We start from the raw sequence: 15917 nt of genomic DNA on the forward strand, positions 1-15917 counted from the left end.
CCCTAGCGGGGCTTTGATCCACGTCAATCGGATGCGCCCTATTCGGGTAGCGCACCTGTGGACAGGATTACGTCCTGGCCAGCCCGCGAGTCTCGCCGAACTTCATGCCGGCATCTTCGTGCGGCCGGATGTAAACCCGATAGATACTGGGAAATTCCGCCTGAAGGTCGCGCTCGATGGCGTCGATGATCCGCTCGACATCGCCGGCGCTCAGGCGGTTGTCGAAATCGACATTGACCGCGGCGACGATCTGCTCGGGCGCGTTGTGGATGGTCATGATCTCGCCCACCCCGGTAATCCCTTCGCGCGTCGTGGCGCGGCGGATACCGGCGATCAGGTCGGGATCGGCGGCCTCGCCGATCAGCAAGCCCTTCGCCTCGCGCGCCAGGAAGAGCGCGACGACGCCGAGCAACAGGCCGATCAGGACCGAGGCTACCCCATCGAAACGCGGGTCGCCGGTTAGTTGCGACAGCGCCAGCCCGACCGCCGCGATCAGGATGCCCGCCATCGCCGCGCCATTCTCCAGCAACACGATCACCGTGGTCGCATCCTTGGTCGAGATCAGCGCCTGCAGCCACGACTGGCGGCGGCGCGCGGCGTTGAATTCGCGGAATGCGGCAACGGTCGAGCCGCCTTCCAGCGCGAAGGCGATCGCGAGCACGCCATAGGCGATCAGCGGCGACACCGCGGGCTCGGGTTCGAGGAAGTGCAGCACGCCTTCATACACCGACACGCCGGCGCCCAGCGCGAACACGAGCAAGGCGACGACGAAGCTCCAGAAATAGAGCTCGCGGCCATATCCCGCCGGGTGGAGCGCGTCGGCGGGTTTGGCGGCGCGCTTCTGACCGTACATCAGCAGCAATTGGTTGGTCGAATCGACCAGGCTGTGCACGCCTTCGGTCAGCATCGCCGACGAGCCGGTAATTGCCGCCGCGACGAACTTGGCCACCGCGATGCCGACATTTGCGGCCAGCGCGATGATCAATACCCTGTTGTTATCCGCTTTCATGAACTGCGCCTAAGCATGAAGCGGTCGGCCGGGCCAGTCCCGTGCCGATCATTTCCGTGCGGCGGCCTTCAGTCGGCGTCGATTGGCACGGACCTTTCGCCGATAGAGGCGCACCGCGCGCTCCGCACCCTGCAATGGGCTCAGCGACAGGCCGCCGGCGACCAGCGAGGCCTGCAGTTCGATCGCGGCGGATATCTTTTCGGATGTCATCAGCGATGCTTCTGCCAGCGTGCCGTCGCCGCGTGCGATTTCGGCGAGGCGCAGGCCGACGACTGCCGATGCTTCCCACGCCAATGCCCAGCTATCGAACGCCAGGCCGCTCCACGCCGCCAATGGGGTGCGCGCGGTCAAGAGCGTCCTGCCGTCAGGTTGCGGCGTGACACGTCGCATCGGGCTTCGATATGCATGAAAATGGCTCCTCCAATCGACCTAGAACGGCGCGGAACGCGGCAGCGTTCCTGCCCGGCAAACTTAATTGCCGTTTCGTCACTCGGGCGGAAGTTCCTTGGCCGCCGCGTCGCCGACCTCGCTCATCAGGCCGTGCTTCATCATCATCGGCACGTTGGCGAGCGCGAAGATGAAGGTCATCGGGATCGCGCCCCAAAGCTTGAAAGCGGTCCAGAAATCGAAGCTGGTCGAACGCCAGACGAGCTCGTTGAGGATCGCCATGCCGAAGAAGAACAGCGCCCAGTTGCGCGTGACCTTCTGCCATCCAAGCGGCGACAGGCCGGGATAAGCAGTGCCGAGCAATTGTTCGAGCAGCGGTTTGCCGCTCAGCAAGCCAAAGCCCAGGATCGCCGCGAACACGGCATAAACGAAAGTCGGCTTCATCTGGATGAATTTGGGATCGTGGAAATAGATGGTCAGCCCGCCGAATACGAGCACCAAAGCCCCCGAAATCCACAGCATCGGCGAAATGCTGCCGAGTTTCACGCGTGACACGATCAGTGCGATCACGGTCGCCAGCATGAAGGCCGCGGTCGCGACGATAGCGCGTGACACGACGAGCGCGGACATCTGGTCGAGATCCGATAGCGAATGGCTGAAGCTCGAAACCAGCTTCATCGTCAGCGCTTGCGGGGCAAGGAAGTTGACCAGGAAAAAGATCACCAGCGGCGCATAATCGATCGCCAGGCGGAGGCCGGCGGTCCCGTTCTTACTCGTCGTGCTCATCGCACCAACTCCTCGACGCCCGCGATGATCCGGGCGACTTCCTTGGGGTCGAAGGGGCGCAAGTCGCTCAGCGTCTCGCCCACCCCGATGGCGTGGATCGGCAGGCCGAATTGCTCGGCGGCCGCGACCAGCACGCCGCCGCGCGCGGTGCCGTCGAGCTTGGTCATGACCAGACCGGTCACGCCGGCGACTTCCTTGAAAATCTCGATCTGGCTGAGTGCGTTCTGACCAGTGGTGGCGTCGAGCACCAGGATCACGTCGTGCGGCGACGCCGGGTTGATGCGCCCGAGCACACGGCGGATCTTGGCCAACTCGTCCATCAGCTCGCGCTTGTTCTGCAGGCGCCCTGCAGTGTCGACGATCAGCGCGTCGATGCCTTTTTCGGTCGCCTGCTTGACGCCCTCGAACACGATGCCTGCGGCATCGCCGCCTTCGGCACCGCGCACGATCGGAACGCCGACGCGCTCCGCCCAGGTCGCGAGTTGCCCGATCGCCGCCGCGCGAAACGTATCGCCCGCCGCAAGCATGACGCCGTAATCCTGCTCGACCAACCAATGCGCCAGCTTGGCGATGGTGGTGGTCTTGCCTGATCCGTTGACGCCGATCACCAGGATGACCTGCGGCCGCGGAAAGGCCTCGATCTCGAGCGGCTTGGCAACCTTTTCGAGCACCTTCTCGATTTCCTCGGCGACGACCAGGCGGATGCCGAGTTCCTCCATGCCGCGTTCGAAACTGCCCTCCGCGAGCCGGTCGCGGATGCGCTTGGCGGTGGCGGGGCCGAGGTCGGAGGCGATCAGCGCTTCCTCGATATCATCGAGCGTCGCGTCGTCGAGCCGCGCGGTGCCGAGACCGGCCAAGTTGCCGACCAGACGGTCGGAGGTGCGCTTGAACCCGCCGAGCAGGCGCTGGTGCCAGGATGGGGTGGTGCTCATGCGGTTACGGCCATTTCTCTTTCTTCGTCACCCGCGCTTTCGCGGGGATGCCGGATATGGGCTGGGTCGATTACGATCGGCAAGATGGAGCCCGCCGGATGGCGGCTCCCCAGCGCGAAATCGGCAAAGCTCGCGCCATGCCCGCGGTCGCCAGGCGCTTCGACCAGTATCTGTTGCGTCGTGCCGATCAGGCTGTCGAGCCACCGCGCCTTGCGTTTCGCTGCCGCCTCCCGCAGGCGCGCGGCGCGCTCGCGGCGCAGGTCCAACTCGACTTGCGGCATCCGTGCGGCCGGCGTCCCGGCGCGCGGGCTGAAGGGAAAGATATGGGCGTGGACGATGTCGCAATCGTCGATCAGCGCCAGGCTGTTCGCCGCCATAGCCGCGTCCTCGGTCGGAAAGCCTGCGATCAGGTCGGCGCCGATCGCGATCTCCGGCCGCGCGGTCTTGAGGCGCTCGACCAGCCGCACCGCATCCGCACGCATGTGGCGGCGCTTCATCCGCTTGAGGATCATGTCGTCGCCTGCCTGGAGCGACAGATGCAGATGCGGCATCACCCGCGCTTCCTGCGTCAGCAGCTCGAACAGGCGGTCGTCGATCTCCGGCGCGTCGATCGAGGACAGGCGCAGCCGCTGAAGGGCAGGGACCCGCGCCAGGATGCGCTCGATCAGGCTGCCCAGCGTCGGGCTGCCCGGCAGATCGTGTCCGTAACTGGTCAGGTCGACCCCGGTCAGCACGATCTCGTTCTTGCCCGCCGCGACCACGCGCTCGATCGCCTCGATCACCGCGCCGGCGGGCGCCGAGCGGCTCGGTCCGCGTCCGAACGGGATCGCGCAGAAGGTGCAGCGATGGTCGCAGCCATTCTGGACCTCGACGAACGCACGCGCCTGATCGACCGCAATCGCCAGATGCGGCGCGATCTCGGTCACGCGCGCCATGTCGCCGACGATCAGCGCGTCGCTCGATGCCCAGGCTTCGGGCAGCAATTTCTCGCCATTGCCGATCACGCGATCGACTTCTGGCATCGCGGCAAAGCTAGCCGGGTCGATCTGCGCCGCACAGCCGGTCACCGCGAGCATGGCCCCGGGCCGGGCGCGGCGGGCGCGGCGGATCGCGGTGCGGGTCTGCTTCACTGCGCTATTGGTTACCGCGCAGCTATTGATCACCACGACATCGCGCCCATCCAGCATGCGCTGGATCGTCTCGCTTTCTGCGATGTTGAGACGACACCCGAGACTGATTACCTCGGGCTGCGGAAGGGATGACATGGGCGACGATCTAGGAGCGAAGCGCGGGGAAGTCCACGACGAGGCGGCGCATGTCCTCCACTTCTGGTTCGAGGAGCTGAGCGAGGAACAGCATTGGGTCAAGTCGATCACGCTCGACGAGGCGATTGCGGAACGGTTCGGATCGCTCCGGCTGAACGTTGTGGAGAGTTCGGCTCGGGGATGGCGCGGCACCCCCGATACCTTGCTTGCCGCGATAATCCTGATCGACCAGTTTTCGCGCAATATGTTCCGCGATGAAGGCGCGGCGTTCGAGTATGACGAATTAGCCCGCGAACTGACGCTATATGGGCTTTTGCGCGGGTTCGATCGCAGATTGCCGAGGGAGCGCTGCGCCTTCCTCTACATGCCGCTGATGCACGCCGAGGATCCGGATCTGCAGCGGCTCAGCATCGAGCGCTTCACCGCGCTCGGCGACGAGCATAATCTGGGCTTCGCGCATGATCACGCCGCGGTGATCGAGCGGTTCGGGCGCTTCCCGTCGCGTAACCGGGCGTTGGGTCGACGCTCGACCGTGATCGAGCGCGAATATCTCAGCCAGCCAGGCGTCGGCTGGTAGCGGGATCAGACTCTGCGATGACCTCGGCGGCATCGGGCGCGATCAGCAAGCGGCGCTCTGCTAGCAGGCGACGCGCGCTGCCGGCTGTCAACGGTCGCCCATAGACATAGCCCTGGCCGCGCGCGCAGCCTAGGCTACGCAGGCGCTCCTCGATTGCCTTGTCTTCGATCCCTTCCGCGGTGATCGGCAAATTGAGGCTTTCGCCAAGGCCGACGATCGCGTTGACGATCGCAGCACTCTCCGGATTCTGATGCACCGACATCACGAAGCTGCGGTCGATCTTGATGCGGTCGAACGGCAGCGCGCGAAGATGCGCGAGGCTGGAATAGCCGGTGCCGAAATCGTCGAGCGCGAGCTTGATTCCCTGGTTCTTCAGGCTGGCGACGATCGACTGCGCCATCGCCAGATTGTCGAACAGCGCGCTTTCGGTGATCTCGATCTCCAGCCGGCTGGGCGCGAAGCCTGTTTCGGTGAGCAGCTTGATGATCTTTTGCGCGAGCCAGGGGTCCTTGAGCTGCCAGGGCGAGATGTTGACCGACAATTGCAGTTGCGGATGCCAGTCGCGCGCGGACAGAAATGCTTGGCGCATCAGGGACAGCGACAGGTCCGCGATCATGCCGGTTTCCTCGGCGATCGGGATGAACTGGTCGGGGATCATCACGCCGCGCTGCGGATGTTCCCAGCGCGCCAGCACTTCGAATCCGGTCAGACGTCCGGTCACCAGGTCGATCTGCTGCTCGAAATAAGGGACGATCTCGCCGCGGGGAATGGCGACGCGGAGCGAACTCTCGAGTTCGTTGCGCGACTGAAGCTCGCGCTCCATCGAGATGTCGAACCAGGCGTGGCGGTTACGCCCGGCATTCTTGGCCGCGTACATCGCGATATCGCCCGAACGGAGTAAGGCATCGATCGTCGCCGCGTCGCGATCGCTGCGGGCGATGCCGATCGAGCAGGTGACGTGAAGATGCCGTCCCTCGACGTAAAAGGGCTGGCTCATCCGCGACACGAGCCGTTCGGCGACGCGCTCGACGCTGTCGGGGTTCTGCGGGTCGAATAGCATGGCGCAGGCGAATTCGTCGCCGCCGAACCGCGCGACCAGCGCGCTTTCGGGCAACGCGGCCGCCATCTCGTCCGCGACGGCGCGAAGCAGCGCGTCGCCGACGGTATGACCATGCATGTCGTTGACCGTCTTGAAATGGTCCAGGTCGAGCATCATCAGCGCCATCGCCTTGTGACGGCGGTCGGCGCGGATCAGCATTGCGGCGCCTTCCTCGGCCAGGCTGCGGCGATTGAGGAAGCCGGTGAGCGGGTCCTTGGAGGCGAGGACGTTGGCGCGTTCCTCGGCCGCTGCACGCACCGAGACTTCATTGGCCAGGTCGCGATGGCGACGCCAGCCGAACAGGATCAAGGCGACATTGAGCAACAGGGCGATGATCAACGTCTGGTTGGTGCCGCCGTCATGGTGCATCCAATTGCTCAGCACCATCGACAATACCTGGCTGCCGGTGCCGATGAACATCAGGATCGCGGCGACCGTGATCGCGCCGCTCAACAGCTCGCGCCGGGCCGCTGCCGGTTCGCTCATGCCCCAAATCCCCTTCTTCGAGACCGCGCGTCCGCGGCTCTATCCAGCGCTGTTGATGGCATCGCGAGGTCAAGAAGATGTTAAAAGGGGGTGCCGCCCGCTTGCCTTTTTCAGGTCGAGCCTTTATCGGGCCGGCACCGTTCCCTTTGCGAACGCGACAAGGAGCACCCATGTGGTGACGCCGGCCGACGAGGTTTCGTCCGCCGGCGCTTTGTGCGTTTTGGGGTCCGGATGGGAGTGATTTGTTTATGTTCGACAGCCTGAGCGATCGTCTTGGCGGCGTATTCGACCGGTTGCGTGGCCGTGGCGCGCTGACCGAGGCGGATGTGCGCGCGGCGATGCGCGAAGTGCGTGTCGCGCTGCTCGAGGCGGACGTCGCCTTGCCGGTCGCGCGCGATTTCGTCGAGAAGATCACTGAGCAGGCCATCGGCCAGCAAGTGCTGCGCTCGATCACGCCCGGGCAGCAGGTTGTCAAGATCGTCCATGACGGCTTGGTCGAGATGCTCGGCGCCGACGAGAGCGAGCTCAACCTCGGCGTCACTCCGCCCGCCGTCGTGATGATGGTCGGCCTGCAGGGGTCGGGCAAGACCACCACTACCGCCAAGATCGCCAAGCGGCTGAGCAGCGGCCAGGGCGGGCGCGATCGCAAGAAGGTGCTGATGGCGTCGCTCGACGTCAATCGCCCGGCGGCGCAGGAGCAGCTCGCGATCCTTGGCGAGCAGACAGAGGTCGCGACGCTCCCGATCGTCGCCGGCCAGCAGCCGGTCGACATCGCCCGGCGCGCGCTCCAGGCGGCGAAGCTGCAGGGCTATGACGTGCTGATGCTCGACACGGCCGGGCGCTTGCACGTTGATCAGGCGTTGATGGACGAGATGAAGGCAGTCGCCGACATCGCCAAGCCGCAGGAAATCCTGCTCGTCGTCGACAGCCTGACCGGTCAGGATGCGGTCAACGTCGCGCGCTCCTTCTCCGATCAGGTGCCGCTGACCGGCGTCGTGCTGACCAGGATGGACGGCGATGCCCGAGGTGGCGCCGCGCTGTCGATGCGCGCGGTCACCGGCAAGCCGATCAAGTTCGCCGGCACCGGCGAAAAGCTCGACGCGATCGAGGGCTTCCACCCGAGCCGCGTCGCCGGCCGTATCCTCGGCATGGGCGACGTCGTCAGCCTGGTCGAGCGCGCTGCCGAATCGATCCAGCAGGAAGATGCCGAGCGCATGGCGCAGCGGCTGTCCAAGGGTCAGTTCGACATGAATGACCTGCGCAGCCAGCTGCAGCAGATGAAGAAGATGGGCGGCATCGGCGCGCTGGCGGGGATGATCCCCGGCATGAAGAAGGCGCAAGCCGCGGTCGATCAGGTCGGCGGCGACAAGGTGCTACTGCGCATGGATGCGATCATCACGTCGATGACGCCCAAGGAGCGCAACAAGCCGGAATTGCTCAACGCCAAGCGCAAGATCCGCATCGCCAACGGCTCGGGGACGACCGTCCAGGAAGTCAACAAGCTGATCAAGATGCACCAGGAAATGGCCACTGCCATGAAGCGCATCAAGAAGATGGGCGGCATCCGGGGTATGATGGCGATGCTGGGCAAAGGCGGCGGCGTCGGCAGCCTGCCCGGCGCGGCCGGTGGTCCCGACCTTGCCGATGCGATGAACCAGATGGGAGGGCTGCCCGGCCTGCCCGGCACGGGGGCCAAGCTGCCGCCAGGGTTCCAGAATTTCATGAACGTGAAGAAGAAGTAGCCCTCACCCCAGCGCAAGCTGGGGTCTCAAGCGGCAGGAATACAACAGAAAGATCCCAGCTTTCGCTGGGATGACGATTGAAGAAGGAAGTACAACTACCATGGCACTGAGCATTCGTCTTTCGCGCGGCGGTTCGAAGAAGCGTCCGTATTACCGTATCGTCGTGGCCGATGCGCGCAGCCCGCGTGACGGCAAGTTCATCGAGAAGATCGGCAACTACAACCCGCTGCTCGGCAAGGACGACGAGAAGCGCGTCGTCCTCGATGCCGATCGCGCCAAGCATTGGCTGGGCGTCGGCGCGCAGCCGACCGACCGCGTTGCCCGCTTCCTCGACGCTGCCGGCGTGAAGGAGCGTGCGGCCCGCAACAACCCGAAGAAGGGTGAGCCGGGCGAAAAGGCCAAGGAGCGTGCCGAGGAGCGTGCGTCGAAGGCCGCCGAGGCTGCCGAAGCTGCCGAGGCCGCCAATCAGGCCGAAGCCGAGGCGGTGATGGCCGCTGAAGTCGAAGCCGCGACGGAAGAGCCGACGCCCGAGGCCGAGGCCGTTGCCGAGGCGGTCGCCGAGGAGACCCCGGCCGCCGACGTTAATGAATCGACCCCGGACGCCGATGCCGGCGACACCGCCGCCAGCGAGGGCGAGAGCGCCCAGGCTCCGGCCGAGGGCTGATGCCAAAGGATACCTCCGTCACGCTCGCCGTCGTCACCGGCGCGCATGGCGTGACGGGGGAAGTCCGGCTGAAGGTCTTCGCCGAGGACCTGAAGCCGCATAAAAGCTTCAACGCCGGTGCGCTGACACTGAAGACTCTGCGCATCACGCCGCAGGGCGCGATCGCGCGTTTCGCCGAAATCCCGGATCGCACCGCCGCCGAGAAATTGCGCGGTACCGAACTCACCGTGCCGCGCTCGGCGCTGCCGCCATTGGGTGAGGGCGAATATTACCATGCCGATCTGCTCGGCCTGCCGGTCGTATCGGATACCGGCGAGTCGCTCGGCCATGTCGTGCTGATCGAGAATTTCGGCGCGGGCGACGTGATCGAGATCGAGCGGCCGGCGGAGGACGGCAAGCCTGGTAAGCGCTTCATGGTGCCGATGCGCCCCGAAGCGGTTCCTGAATGGGATGCGGATCGGCTGGTGGTCGCCGCAGCTTACGCCGACCAAGCCTGATCGAGGGTGACCGCAGGCGCGTCACACCGCCCAGGCGGTGAGGTCCTCCTGTTGCCCGATCAGCGCCAATCCGTGCGCGATCGAGGTGAGTTCTCCGCCTGACGCGATCCGGTCCTCGCCGAAACGGTCGGCGAACAGGCGCCGGATGCGCGGAGTCAGCGACGTGCCGCCGGTCAGGAAAACGCGATCGACGTCTCTCGCCTCGATCCCCGCGGCGGCCAGCGCGCGATCGGCCGCGACCTCTATCCGTGCGACATCGGAGGCGATCCAGGCTTCGAATTCGTCGCGCGTGACGTCCGCCTCGATCGCGAGGCCGGCGCCGGCGAAATGAAAATGAGCCTGGTCTGATGCCGAGAGCGCGCGTTTGAGCTGGCCGACGGCATCGTACAATTGATAGCCAAGTTCCTGGTCGATCACCGCGATCATCCGGCCGATCGCGGCCGGGTCGAGCGCAGCGCGTCGGAGTTTCTCCAGCTCGGCCAGAGTGCGCCGATTGCGCATCAGGGCCAGCTTCGACCAGTCCGCGAAGTCGGTGAAATAACCCCCTGGAATGTCGAGTATCTTGTCGAATGAGCGATAGCATCCGCCCTTGCCGAGCAGCGGCATGACCAGATTGTCGATGATTCGCGCATCAAACCGATCGCCGGCGATGCCGACGCCGGCATGGCCTAGCGGCGTACAGCGGCGCGGCGCGCCCGGTGCCTCGATCCGCACCACCGAGAAATCGCTGGTCCCGCCGCCGAAATCGGCGACCAGGATTGTCGCCGGATCGGTGATGCGCGACGCATAACTGAACGCGGCACCAAGCGGTTCGTAGACATAGTGGATTTCCGCGCCGAGCGGGGCGAACATCAAATCGTAACGCTGCCTGGCAATCGCCTCGTCGGGCCGGCTGCCGGCGAACTCGACCGGCCGGCCGACGATGATGCGGGACGCTTTTCCACCCAATCGCCCGCCCGATCGGGCAGCGAGCTTGCGCAGGAAAAGCTGGCCAAGATCCTCGAACCGCAAGCGGCGTTCGAATATCGTTGCATGTTCGAAGCTTGCGCTCGCGGCAACCGACTTGAACGACTGAATGAAGCGGCTGCCCTGCGGGAAGTCGAGATATTCGCGGATTGCCCAGGGGCCCGCTTCGGCACCGAGCGCGACCCGGGCGTCGCCGTCCTCCCAGAAACACAAAGCCGAGCGGAATACCGCATCCTTGCCCTCGGGGGCGTTGAGCATGATCAGTTCGGCGCTATCACCCTGCGTTGCGGCGACCACGCTGTTGGTGGTGCCGAAATCGAATCCCAGTGCGGAGGGGGCAGCGTCATTCATGGCCGGCGCGCCTCTAGCGGGGTTGGCGACCGGCGGCAAAAGCTGAAATGCCGTGCCTACGTGACTGTTTCCGCCATTTTCGTTTAGCCAGCCAGCCGGCCACTTGCCGTCCGGGGCGGCGCGGGCAATGGTCGAACGATGTCGACCGCCGTTCCTCCCAATTTCATCACCCTTGCCCTATGAGCCGGATCGCTGTCCTCACCGACATCCACGGCAACCTGCCCGCGCTGGAGGCAGTGATCGCCGACGCCCAGGCGCAAGGCTGTGGCGCGTTCGTCAATCTTGGGGATTCGCTGTCGGGACCGCTCTGGCCGGCGGAAACCGCCGATCGGTTGATCGCGCTCGATTGGCCAACGATCGCCGGCAACCATGAGCGCCAGTTGCTGACCATCGACCGCGCGCGGATGGGTGCGAGCGACGCCTTTGCCCGCGACACGCTCAGCGATCGTCACCTTCAATGGCTGGCCGCCCTTCCGCCGACGCTGCATTTGTCCCCGGATATGCTGCTCTGTCACGGCACGCCGACCAACGATCTCGAACATTTCCTTTATACGGTCGAAGGGGGGCGCGCTCGCGAGGCGACGGACGCCGAGCTACGAGAGCGGGCAGGGGACCGTAACGGGAGCTTGATCCTGTGCGGCCATACCCATTTGCCGCGCGTTGCGAGGCTGGCAGACGGCCGGACGATCGCCAATCCCGGCTCGGTCGGGTTGCAGGCCTATGACGATGATCACCCCATGCCCTATCGGGTCGAAATGGGCGATCCGCTGGCGCGTTATGCCATCGTCGAGGGGACAGAGGTGACGCTACGCTCGATCGGCTATGATCATGAAGCGGCCGCGCGGCGCGCCGATGCAAATGGCAGCGCGGGTTGGGCGGTCGCCCTCAGGACTGGGCGGATGGCATGACGTTCGCCGCTACCGTTCTCACGCTTTATCCCGACATGTTTCCCGGGCCGCTCGGCACTTCGCTAGCGGGCCGCGCACTGGGCGAGGGCAAATGGAGTCTCGACGCGGTCAATATCCGCGACTTTGCGATCGACAAGCATCGGACGGTGGATGATACGCCGGCAGGGGGCGGCGCGGGCATGGTGCTTCGTGCGGACGTGGTCGCGGGCGCCCTCGACAGCGTCATTGCCCATGGTCCTGGCGGCCGCCCGATCCTGGCGATGACACCGCGCGGCAGGCCGCTTACCCAGGCGCGCGTCCGTGATCTCGCGGCCGGTCCCGGCGCGATAGTGCTATGCGGGCGGTTCGAGGGATTCGACGAGCGATTGTTCGATGCGCGGCCGATCGAACAGGTGTCGATCGGCGACTATGTGCTGTCGGGTGGAGAGATGGGTGCGCTGGTGTTGCTGGACGCTTGCATTCGGCTGCTTCCCGGCGTAATGGGCGCGCCTTCCAGCGGAGATGAAGAGAGCTTCGAAAGCGGCCTTCTCGAATATCCGCATTATACCCGACCTGTCGAATGGGAAGGGCGCACGATCCCCGAAGTGCTGCGATCGGGGGATCATGCGAAGATCGCGGCCTGGCGAAAGTCGATGGCCGAGACGGACACACGGTTACGGAGACCGGATCTTTGGGAGCGCCACGAGGGCGCTCGGGTCCAGCCTCCCTCTGGCGCGCGGCGACGAAAGAAGGACGACTGAGATGAACATCATCCAGCAACTCGAGGCCGAGAACATTGCGAAGTTCGTAGAGGCCAAGAAGATCCCGGAATTCCGCCCGGGCGACACGCTGCGCGTCGGCGTGAAGGTGGTCGAAGGCGAGCGCACCCGCGTCCAGAATTACGAGGGCGTGTGCATCGCGCGCTCGAACAAGGGCATGGGTTCGAACTTTACCGTGCGCAAAATTTCGTTCGGTGAGGGCGTCGAGCGCGTCTTCCCGCTCTACTCGCCGAACATCGACAGCATCGAAGTCGTCCGCAAGGGCGCGGTGCGTCGTGCCAAGCTCTATTATCTGCGTGGCCGCACCGGCAAGTCGGCGCGTATCGCCGAACGCCGCGACACGCGGAACGACACCGCCGCCTGAGCGGCACGTTTTCGTGAGAATAGAAAGGGCGCGGAGGTCATCCTCCGCGCCCTTTTTGCGTTGGGGCGCGGTGGGTTCGAACTAGGGCATGCTCGGGTCGGTTTGACCTATCTCTAATCGCCCTCACCCTTCCGGCGCTTCGCGCCTCCCTCCCTCTCCCGATGGGAGAGGGAAGGGGCCCACCGCCGCAGGCGGTGGGAAGGGTGAGGGGGAATAGGTCACGCCAGCGCAATTCAGCTCTAGCGCCTATGCTCGCCGTCTATGGCCGCACCCTTTCAATCTATGGCGGCAACGAGTGGATCGCGATTAGTCTAGGCCCTCGGGATCGATAACGAGAGAGGGGAGCCCATGTCCCAGCGCCTGACGCGGCGGCAGCTGATCGGTGGAGCGGTGGCGGCCGGAGGACTCGCCAGCTGGGCGGTTCGCGCCGGGGCGTTGAGTGAGGCCTCTACGCTGTTTCGCGAGATCCTGCTGGTTGATGGCACCGGTGCCCCCGGACGGCTCGCCAACGTGCTCGTCGTCGGCGACCGCATCGCGCAGATCATGCCGGCGAGCGGCAAGACAGCCGCCACGGCGTCACGCGTGGTAGCGGGAGAGGGCAGGGTGCTCGCGCCCGGCTTCATCGACATGCACAGCCATGGAGACCCGTTGCACGATTCGTACGAGACGTTCCTGGCGATGGGCGTCACCACCATCACCCTCGGTCAGGATGGCGAAGGGCCGAGGATCGGCAATGACCTCGACCCCAGGAGCTGGATGCAGGCGGTTGATCGCGCGCGGGTCGATATCAACGTCGCGCTGCTCGCCGGCCACGGTACTCTCCGGCGAGCGGCCGGCGTGGCGGACTCGGTGCACCGCCTCGATGCCGCCGGGCTCGAGCGCATGGCGGCCCAACTCGATTCCGAAATGCGCATGGGCGCATTCGGTATTTCCTACGGGCTCGAATATGTTCCGGGCATCTATTCGGAGACGCCGGAGCTCAGCAATCTTGGCAAGGTCGTCGCGCGTTATGGCGGCGTCTGCATGAGCCATATGCGGTCGGAGAATGACGATGAGATCGAGGTGTCGATCAACGAACTTGTCGCCTCGTCGCTACCGGCGCGGCCGCATATCTCGCACTTCAAATCGGTGTTCGGCAAAGGCGAGAAACGTGGCCGCGAGTTGCTCGCCTTCGTTGCCGAGTTCCGCCGTCGCGGCATCGATTTGACCGCCGACGAATATCCGTACGAAGCCGGCTACACCGGGATCGCGATCCTGTTCCCCAAATGGGCACTGCCGCCGACCGATTACGCCGCGATGCTGAGCGAGCGGCGCCAGGAATTGCGTGACTATCTGATCGCGCGGATGACGCGGCGCGGTGGACCCGAGGCCCTCTTGATCGGCACACCGCCTTATGCCGGCAAGACGCTTGCCCAGGCAGCCCAACAGGAACGGATGCATTTCGCCGACCTGCTGATCAAACTAGGGCCAGAGGGTGGGTCGGGCGCGCATTTCACGATGGACAAGGTACTGCAGGACACGTTGCTGCTCGATCGCAACGTATCCTTCTCGACAGATGGCGGACCCGGCATGCGGCATCCGCGCGCGACCGGTACCTATGCCAAGCTCGTCGAGGAATATGTCGTCCGCGACAAGAAGCTGACGATCGAGGAAATGGTCCGCAAGGCGACCGGCTTTCCGGCGCAGACTCTACGCCTCTCCGACCGTGGCGTGGTGCGGGCCGGCGCGAAAGCCGACCTCATCCTGTTCGATCCGGCAAAGGTCAAAGCGCGCTCGACCTATGTCGATCCCTTCGCGATGGCCGAGGGGTTCGATCTGGTGATGGTCAACGGCCAGCCGGCGTTCGAGGGCGGCAAGCGGACAGGGTATTCGGGGAAGTTGCTGCGGGCGCGGCGTTAATTCCTCCCCGGAACGGGGAGGAATTAACGCCGCGCCACCGCCTTGCACAAACTATCCGTCGCCAGCGCGATCCGCGACTCCGGCATGTCGCGATTGCCGGGATCGTTCTCGACCTCGCGCGTCTCGGTGTTGAAGGTGAGCAGGCTGCCCATATGCTGGTCCGGACAGAGGCTCAGATAGGCGCGAAAGCCGTTCTGGTCGCCATTATGCCCGACGATGCGGATGCCGTCGGTCTGGTCGAGGAAGAAGGACAGCCCGCTCCAGGTCGTCTTCGCCATCCGGCCCTGGCTATAATCCTCGCCCGCCGAGATTTGCGGTTTCCACATCTCCTCGAGCGACGCGCGTTTGAGCACCACGTCATATTCGGCTTGGCGCGCCGGATCGCCGAGCAGGAAGGCGACATATTTCGCCATGTCGGGCAGCGGCGCATTGAGCCCGCCGTTCGATACCGTCACGCCGGTATCGACATCGAACGGCGCCTCGACCCTTTTCCCGTTGCGGATGTAATAACTGTGGGTTCGATGCGGCAGCAGATAGGGCGGCGTGCGGTCGAAATAGCTTGAATACATGCCGAGCGGTCGGAGGATGTTCTTGTCGATATAGACTTCGAAATCCTCACCCGACAGGCGTTCGATCACCTGACCGAGATAGACGATGCCGGGGTTGGAATAGCTGAACCGGCTGCCGGGTTTGAACTTCACCTCGGTATAGGGGATCATCGCCTTGAGCTGTTCCCAGCTCGGCGGCTCGAACGGCTGCCAGTCGCGATCACGCCAGCGCCAGGTCGCACCGCCGAAGCCCGCGCTGTGGCTCATCAACTGGCGGATGGTGATGTCGCCGGTGTCACCGAACGGATTGTGCACGCCGGCAAGTTCAGGGACATAGCGGACGATCGGGTCGTCGAGCTTGAGCAGGCCGCGATCGCGCAACTGCATGATCGCAACCCCGGTCATCGTCTTGGTGATCGACGCCCAGTGATAGATCGTCTGGGCGTCGATAGGCGTCTTGGTATCGGCGTCCTGTTCGCCGAGATGGTCCGCGACGACGATATGCCCGTCACGCACGACGTAGAAGCTGCTGCCGACGATGCCGGCTCGTTTGACCTCCGCCCGGTGCAGCGCGCGAAAGTCGGCCAGCGCCCTGTCGAACTGACGTTCCCCGGCTACTGCGGGGCTGGCAAGCGGGAAGGAAGCAAGCAGAAGGCAGGCGGCGATCCAGCGAGGCATG

General features: G+C 64.9%; 16 protein-coding genes. 8 read left to right on the plus strand and 8 right to left on the minus strand.

Going from position 1 to position 15917, the window contains the following annotated elements:
• Positions 1–67 precede the first annotated feature (67 nt).
• The 5 genes from Q0L25_RS02590 to mtaB form a co-directional block, all read right to left on the minus strand.
• Entirely contained in the window at positions 68–1009 is a 942-nt protein-coding gene (locus Q0L25_RS02590) for a cation diffusion facilitator family transporter (protein ID WP_296611343.1), read from the minus strand.
• Between the two features lie 48 nt (positions 1010–1057).
• A complete protein-coding gene (locus Q0L25_RS02595; protein WP_296611344.1) occupies positions 1058–1399 on the minus strand; it encodes a hypothetical protein in 342 nt (113 codons plus the stop codon).
• A 96-nt stretch (positions 1400–1495) separates the two neighbouring features.
• Positions 1496–2182, minus strand: a complete 687-nt coding sequence (locus Q0L25_RS02600) for an inner membrane-spanning protein YciB (protein WP_296611345.1) — start codon at positions 2180–2182, stop codon at positions 1496–1498.
• Positions 2179–3114, minus strand: a complete 936-nt coding sequence (gene ftsY, locus Q0L25_RS02605; protein ID WP_296611346.1) for a signal recognition particle-docking protein FtsY — start codon at positions 3112–3114, stop codon at positions 2179–2181. The genes Q0L25_RS02600 and ftsY overlap by 4 nt, the downstream gene beginning before the upstream one ends.
• Entirely contained in the window at positions 3111–4379 is a 1269-nt protein-coding gene (gene mtaB / locus Q0L25_RS02610) for a tRNA (N(6)-L-threonylcarbamoyladenosine(37)-C(2))-methylthiotransferase MtaB (protein WP_296611347.1), read from the minus strand. Before mtaB ends, ftsY begins: the two co-directional genes overlap by 4 nt.
• Here mtaB and Q0L25_RS02615 point away from each other — a divergent pair.
• A complete protein-coding gene (locus Q0L25_RS02615) occupies positions 4378–4956 on the plus strand; it encodes a DUF924 family protein (RefSeq protein WP_296611348.1) in 579 nt (192 codons plus the stop codon). The two genes, mtaB and Q0L25_RS02615, sit on opposite strands and share 2 nt — an antisense overlap.
• Here Q0L25_RS02615 and Q0L25_RS02620 read toward each other — a convergent pair.
• On the minus strand, positions 4931–6541 hold the full coding sequence (locus Q0L25_RS02620; RefSeq protein WP_296611349.1) for an EAL domain-containing protein: 1611 nt from the start codon (positions 6539–6541) through the stop codon (positions 4931–4933). The two genes, Q0L25_RS02615 and Q0L25_RS02620, sit on opposite strands and share 26 nt — an antisense overlap.
• Positions 6542–6789: 248 nt before the next feature.
• Between Q0L25_RS02620 and ffh the strand changes: the two genes are divergently transcribed.
• From ffh to rimM, 3 genes are all read left to right on the plus strand, one after another.
• Positions 6790–8283, plus strand: coding sequence for a signal recognition particle protein (gene ffh, locus Q0L25_RS02625; protein WP_296611350.1), 1494 nt, complete (start codon positions 6790–6792; stop codon positions 8281–8283).
• A gap of 100 nt (positions 8284–8383) precedes the next feature.
• Positions 8384–8947, plus strand: coding sequence for a 30S ribosomal protein S16 (gene rpsP / locus Q0L25_RS02630; protein ID WP_296611351.1), 564 nt, complete (start codon positions 8384–8386; stop codon positions 8945–8947).
• A complete protein-coding gene (gene rimM, locus Q0L25_RS02635) occupies positions 8947–9444 on the plus strand; it encodes a ribosome maturation factor RimM (RefSeq protein WP_296611352.1) in 498 nt (165 codons plus the stop codon). Before rpsP ends, rimM begins: the two co-directional genes overlap by 1 nt.
• Positions 9445–9465: 21 nt before the next feature.
• On the opposite strand, the gene Q0L25_RS02640 is transcribed toward rimM, so the two are convergent.
• Entirely contained in the window at positions 9466–10761 is a 1296-nt protein-coding gene (locus tag Q0L25_RS02640; protein WP_296611353.1) for an Hsp70 family protein, read from the minus strand.
• Positions 10762–10940: 179 nt separating this feature from the next.
• Between Q0L25_RS02640 and Q0L25_RS02645 the strand changes: the two genes are divergently transcribed.
• The 4 genes from Q0L25_RS02645 to Q0L25_RS02660 all read left to right on the plus strand — a co-directional run bounded on the left by Q0L25_RS02645 (position 10941) and on the right by Q0L25_RS02660 (position 14690).
• Positions 10941–11669: a metallophosphoesterase family protein gene (locus Q0L25_RS02645; protein WP_296611354.1), complete on the plus strand. Its 729-nt coding sequence runs from the start codon at positions 10941–10943 to the stop codon at positions 11667–11669.
• Positions 11666–12409 carry a tRNA (guanosine(37)-N1)-methyltransferase TrmD gene (gene trmD, locus Q0L25_RS02650; protein WP_296611355.1) on the plus strand — a complete coding sequence of 248 codons (744 nt, stop codon included), beginning with the start codon at positions 11666–11668 and terminating at the stop codon, positions 12407–12409. The genes Q0L25_RS02645 and trmD overlap by 4 nt, the downstream gene beginning before the upstream one ends.
• Before the next feature lies 1 nt (position 12410).
• Entirely contained in the window at positions 12411–12791 is a 381-nt protein-coding gene (rplS, locus tag Q0L25_RS02655) for a 50S ribosomal protein L19 (RefSeq protein WP_296611356.1), read from the plus strand.
• A gap of 348 nt (positions 12792–13139) precedes the next feature.
• Entirely contained in the window at positions 13140–14690 is a 1551-nt protein-coding gene (locus Q0L25_RS02660; protein ID WP_296611357.1) for an amidohydrolase family protein, read from the plus strand.
• 23 nt (positions 14691–14713) lie between these two features.
• Here the strand turns inward: Q0L25_RS02660 and Q0L25_RS02665 are convergent, their stop codons facing one another.
• Positions 14714–15916 (minus strand): serine hydrolase, encoded by a 1203-nt coding sequence (locus Q0L25_RS02665; protein ID WP_296611358.1) that lies wholly within the window; start codon positions 15914–15916, stop codon positions 14714–14716.
• Position 15917 lies beyond the last annotated feature (1 nt).

Source organism: Sphingomonas sp. (genome assembly GCF_024508665.1).
Lineage (GTDB): Bacteria > Pseudomonadota > Alphaproteobacteria > Sphingomonadales > Sphingomonadaceae > Sphingomonas.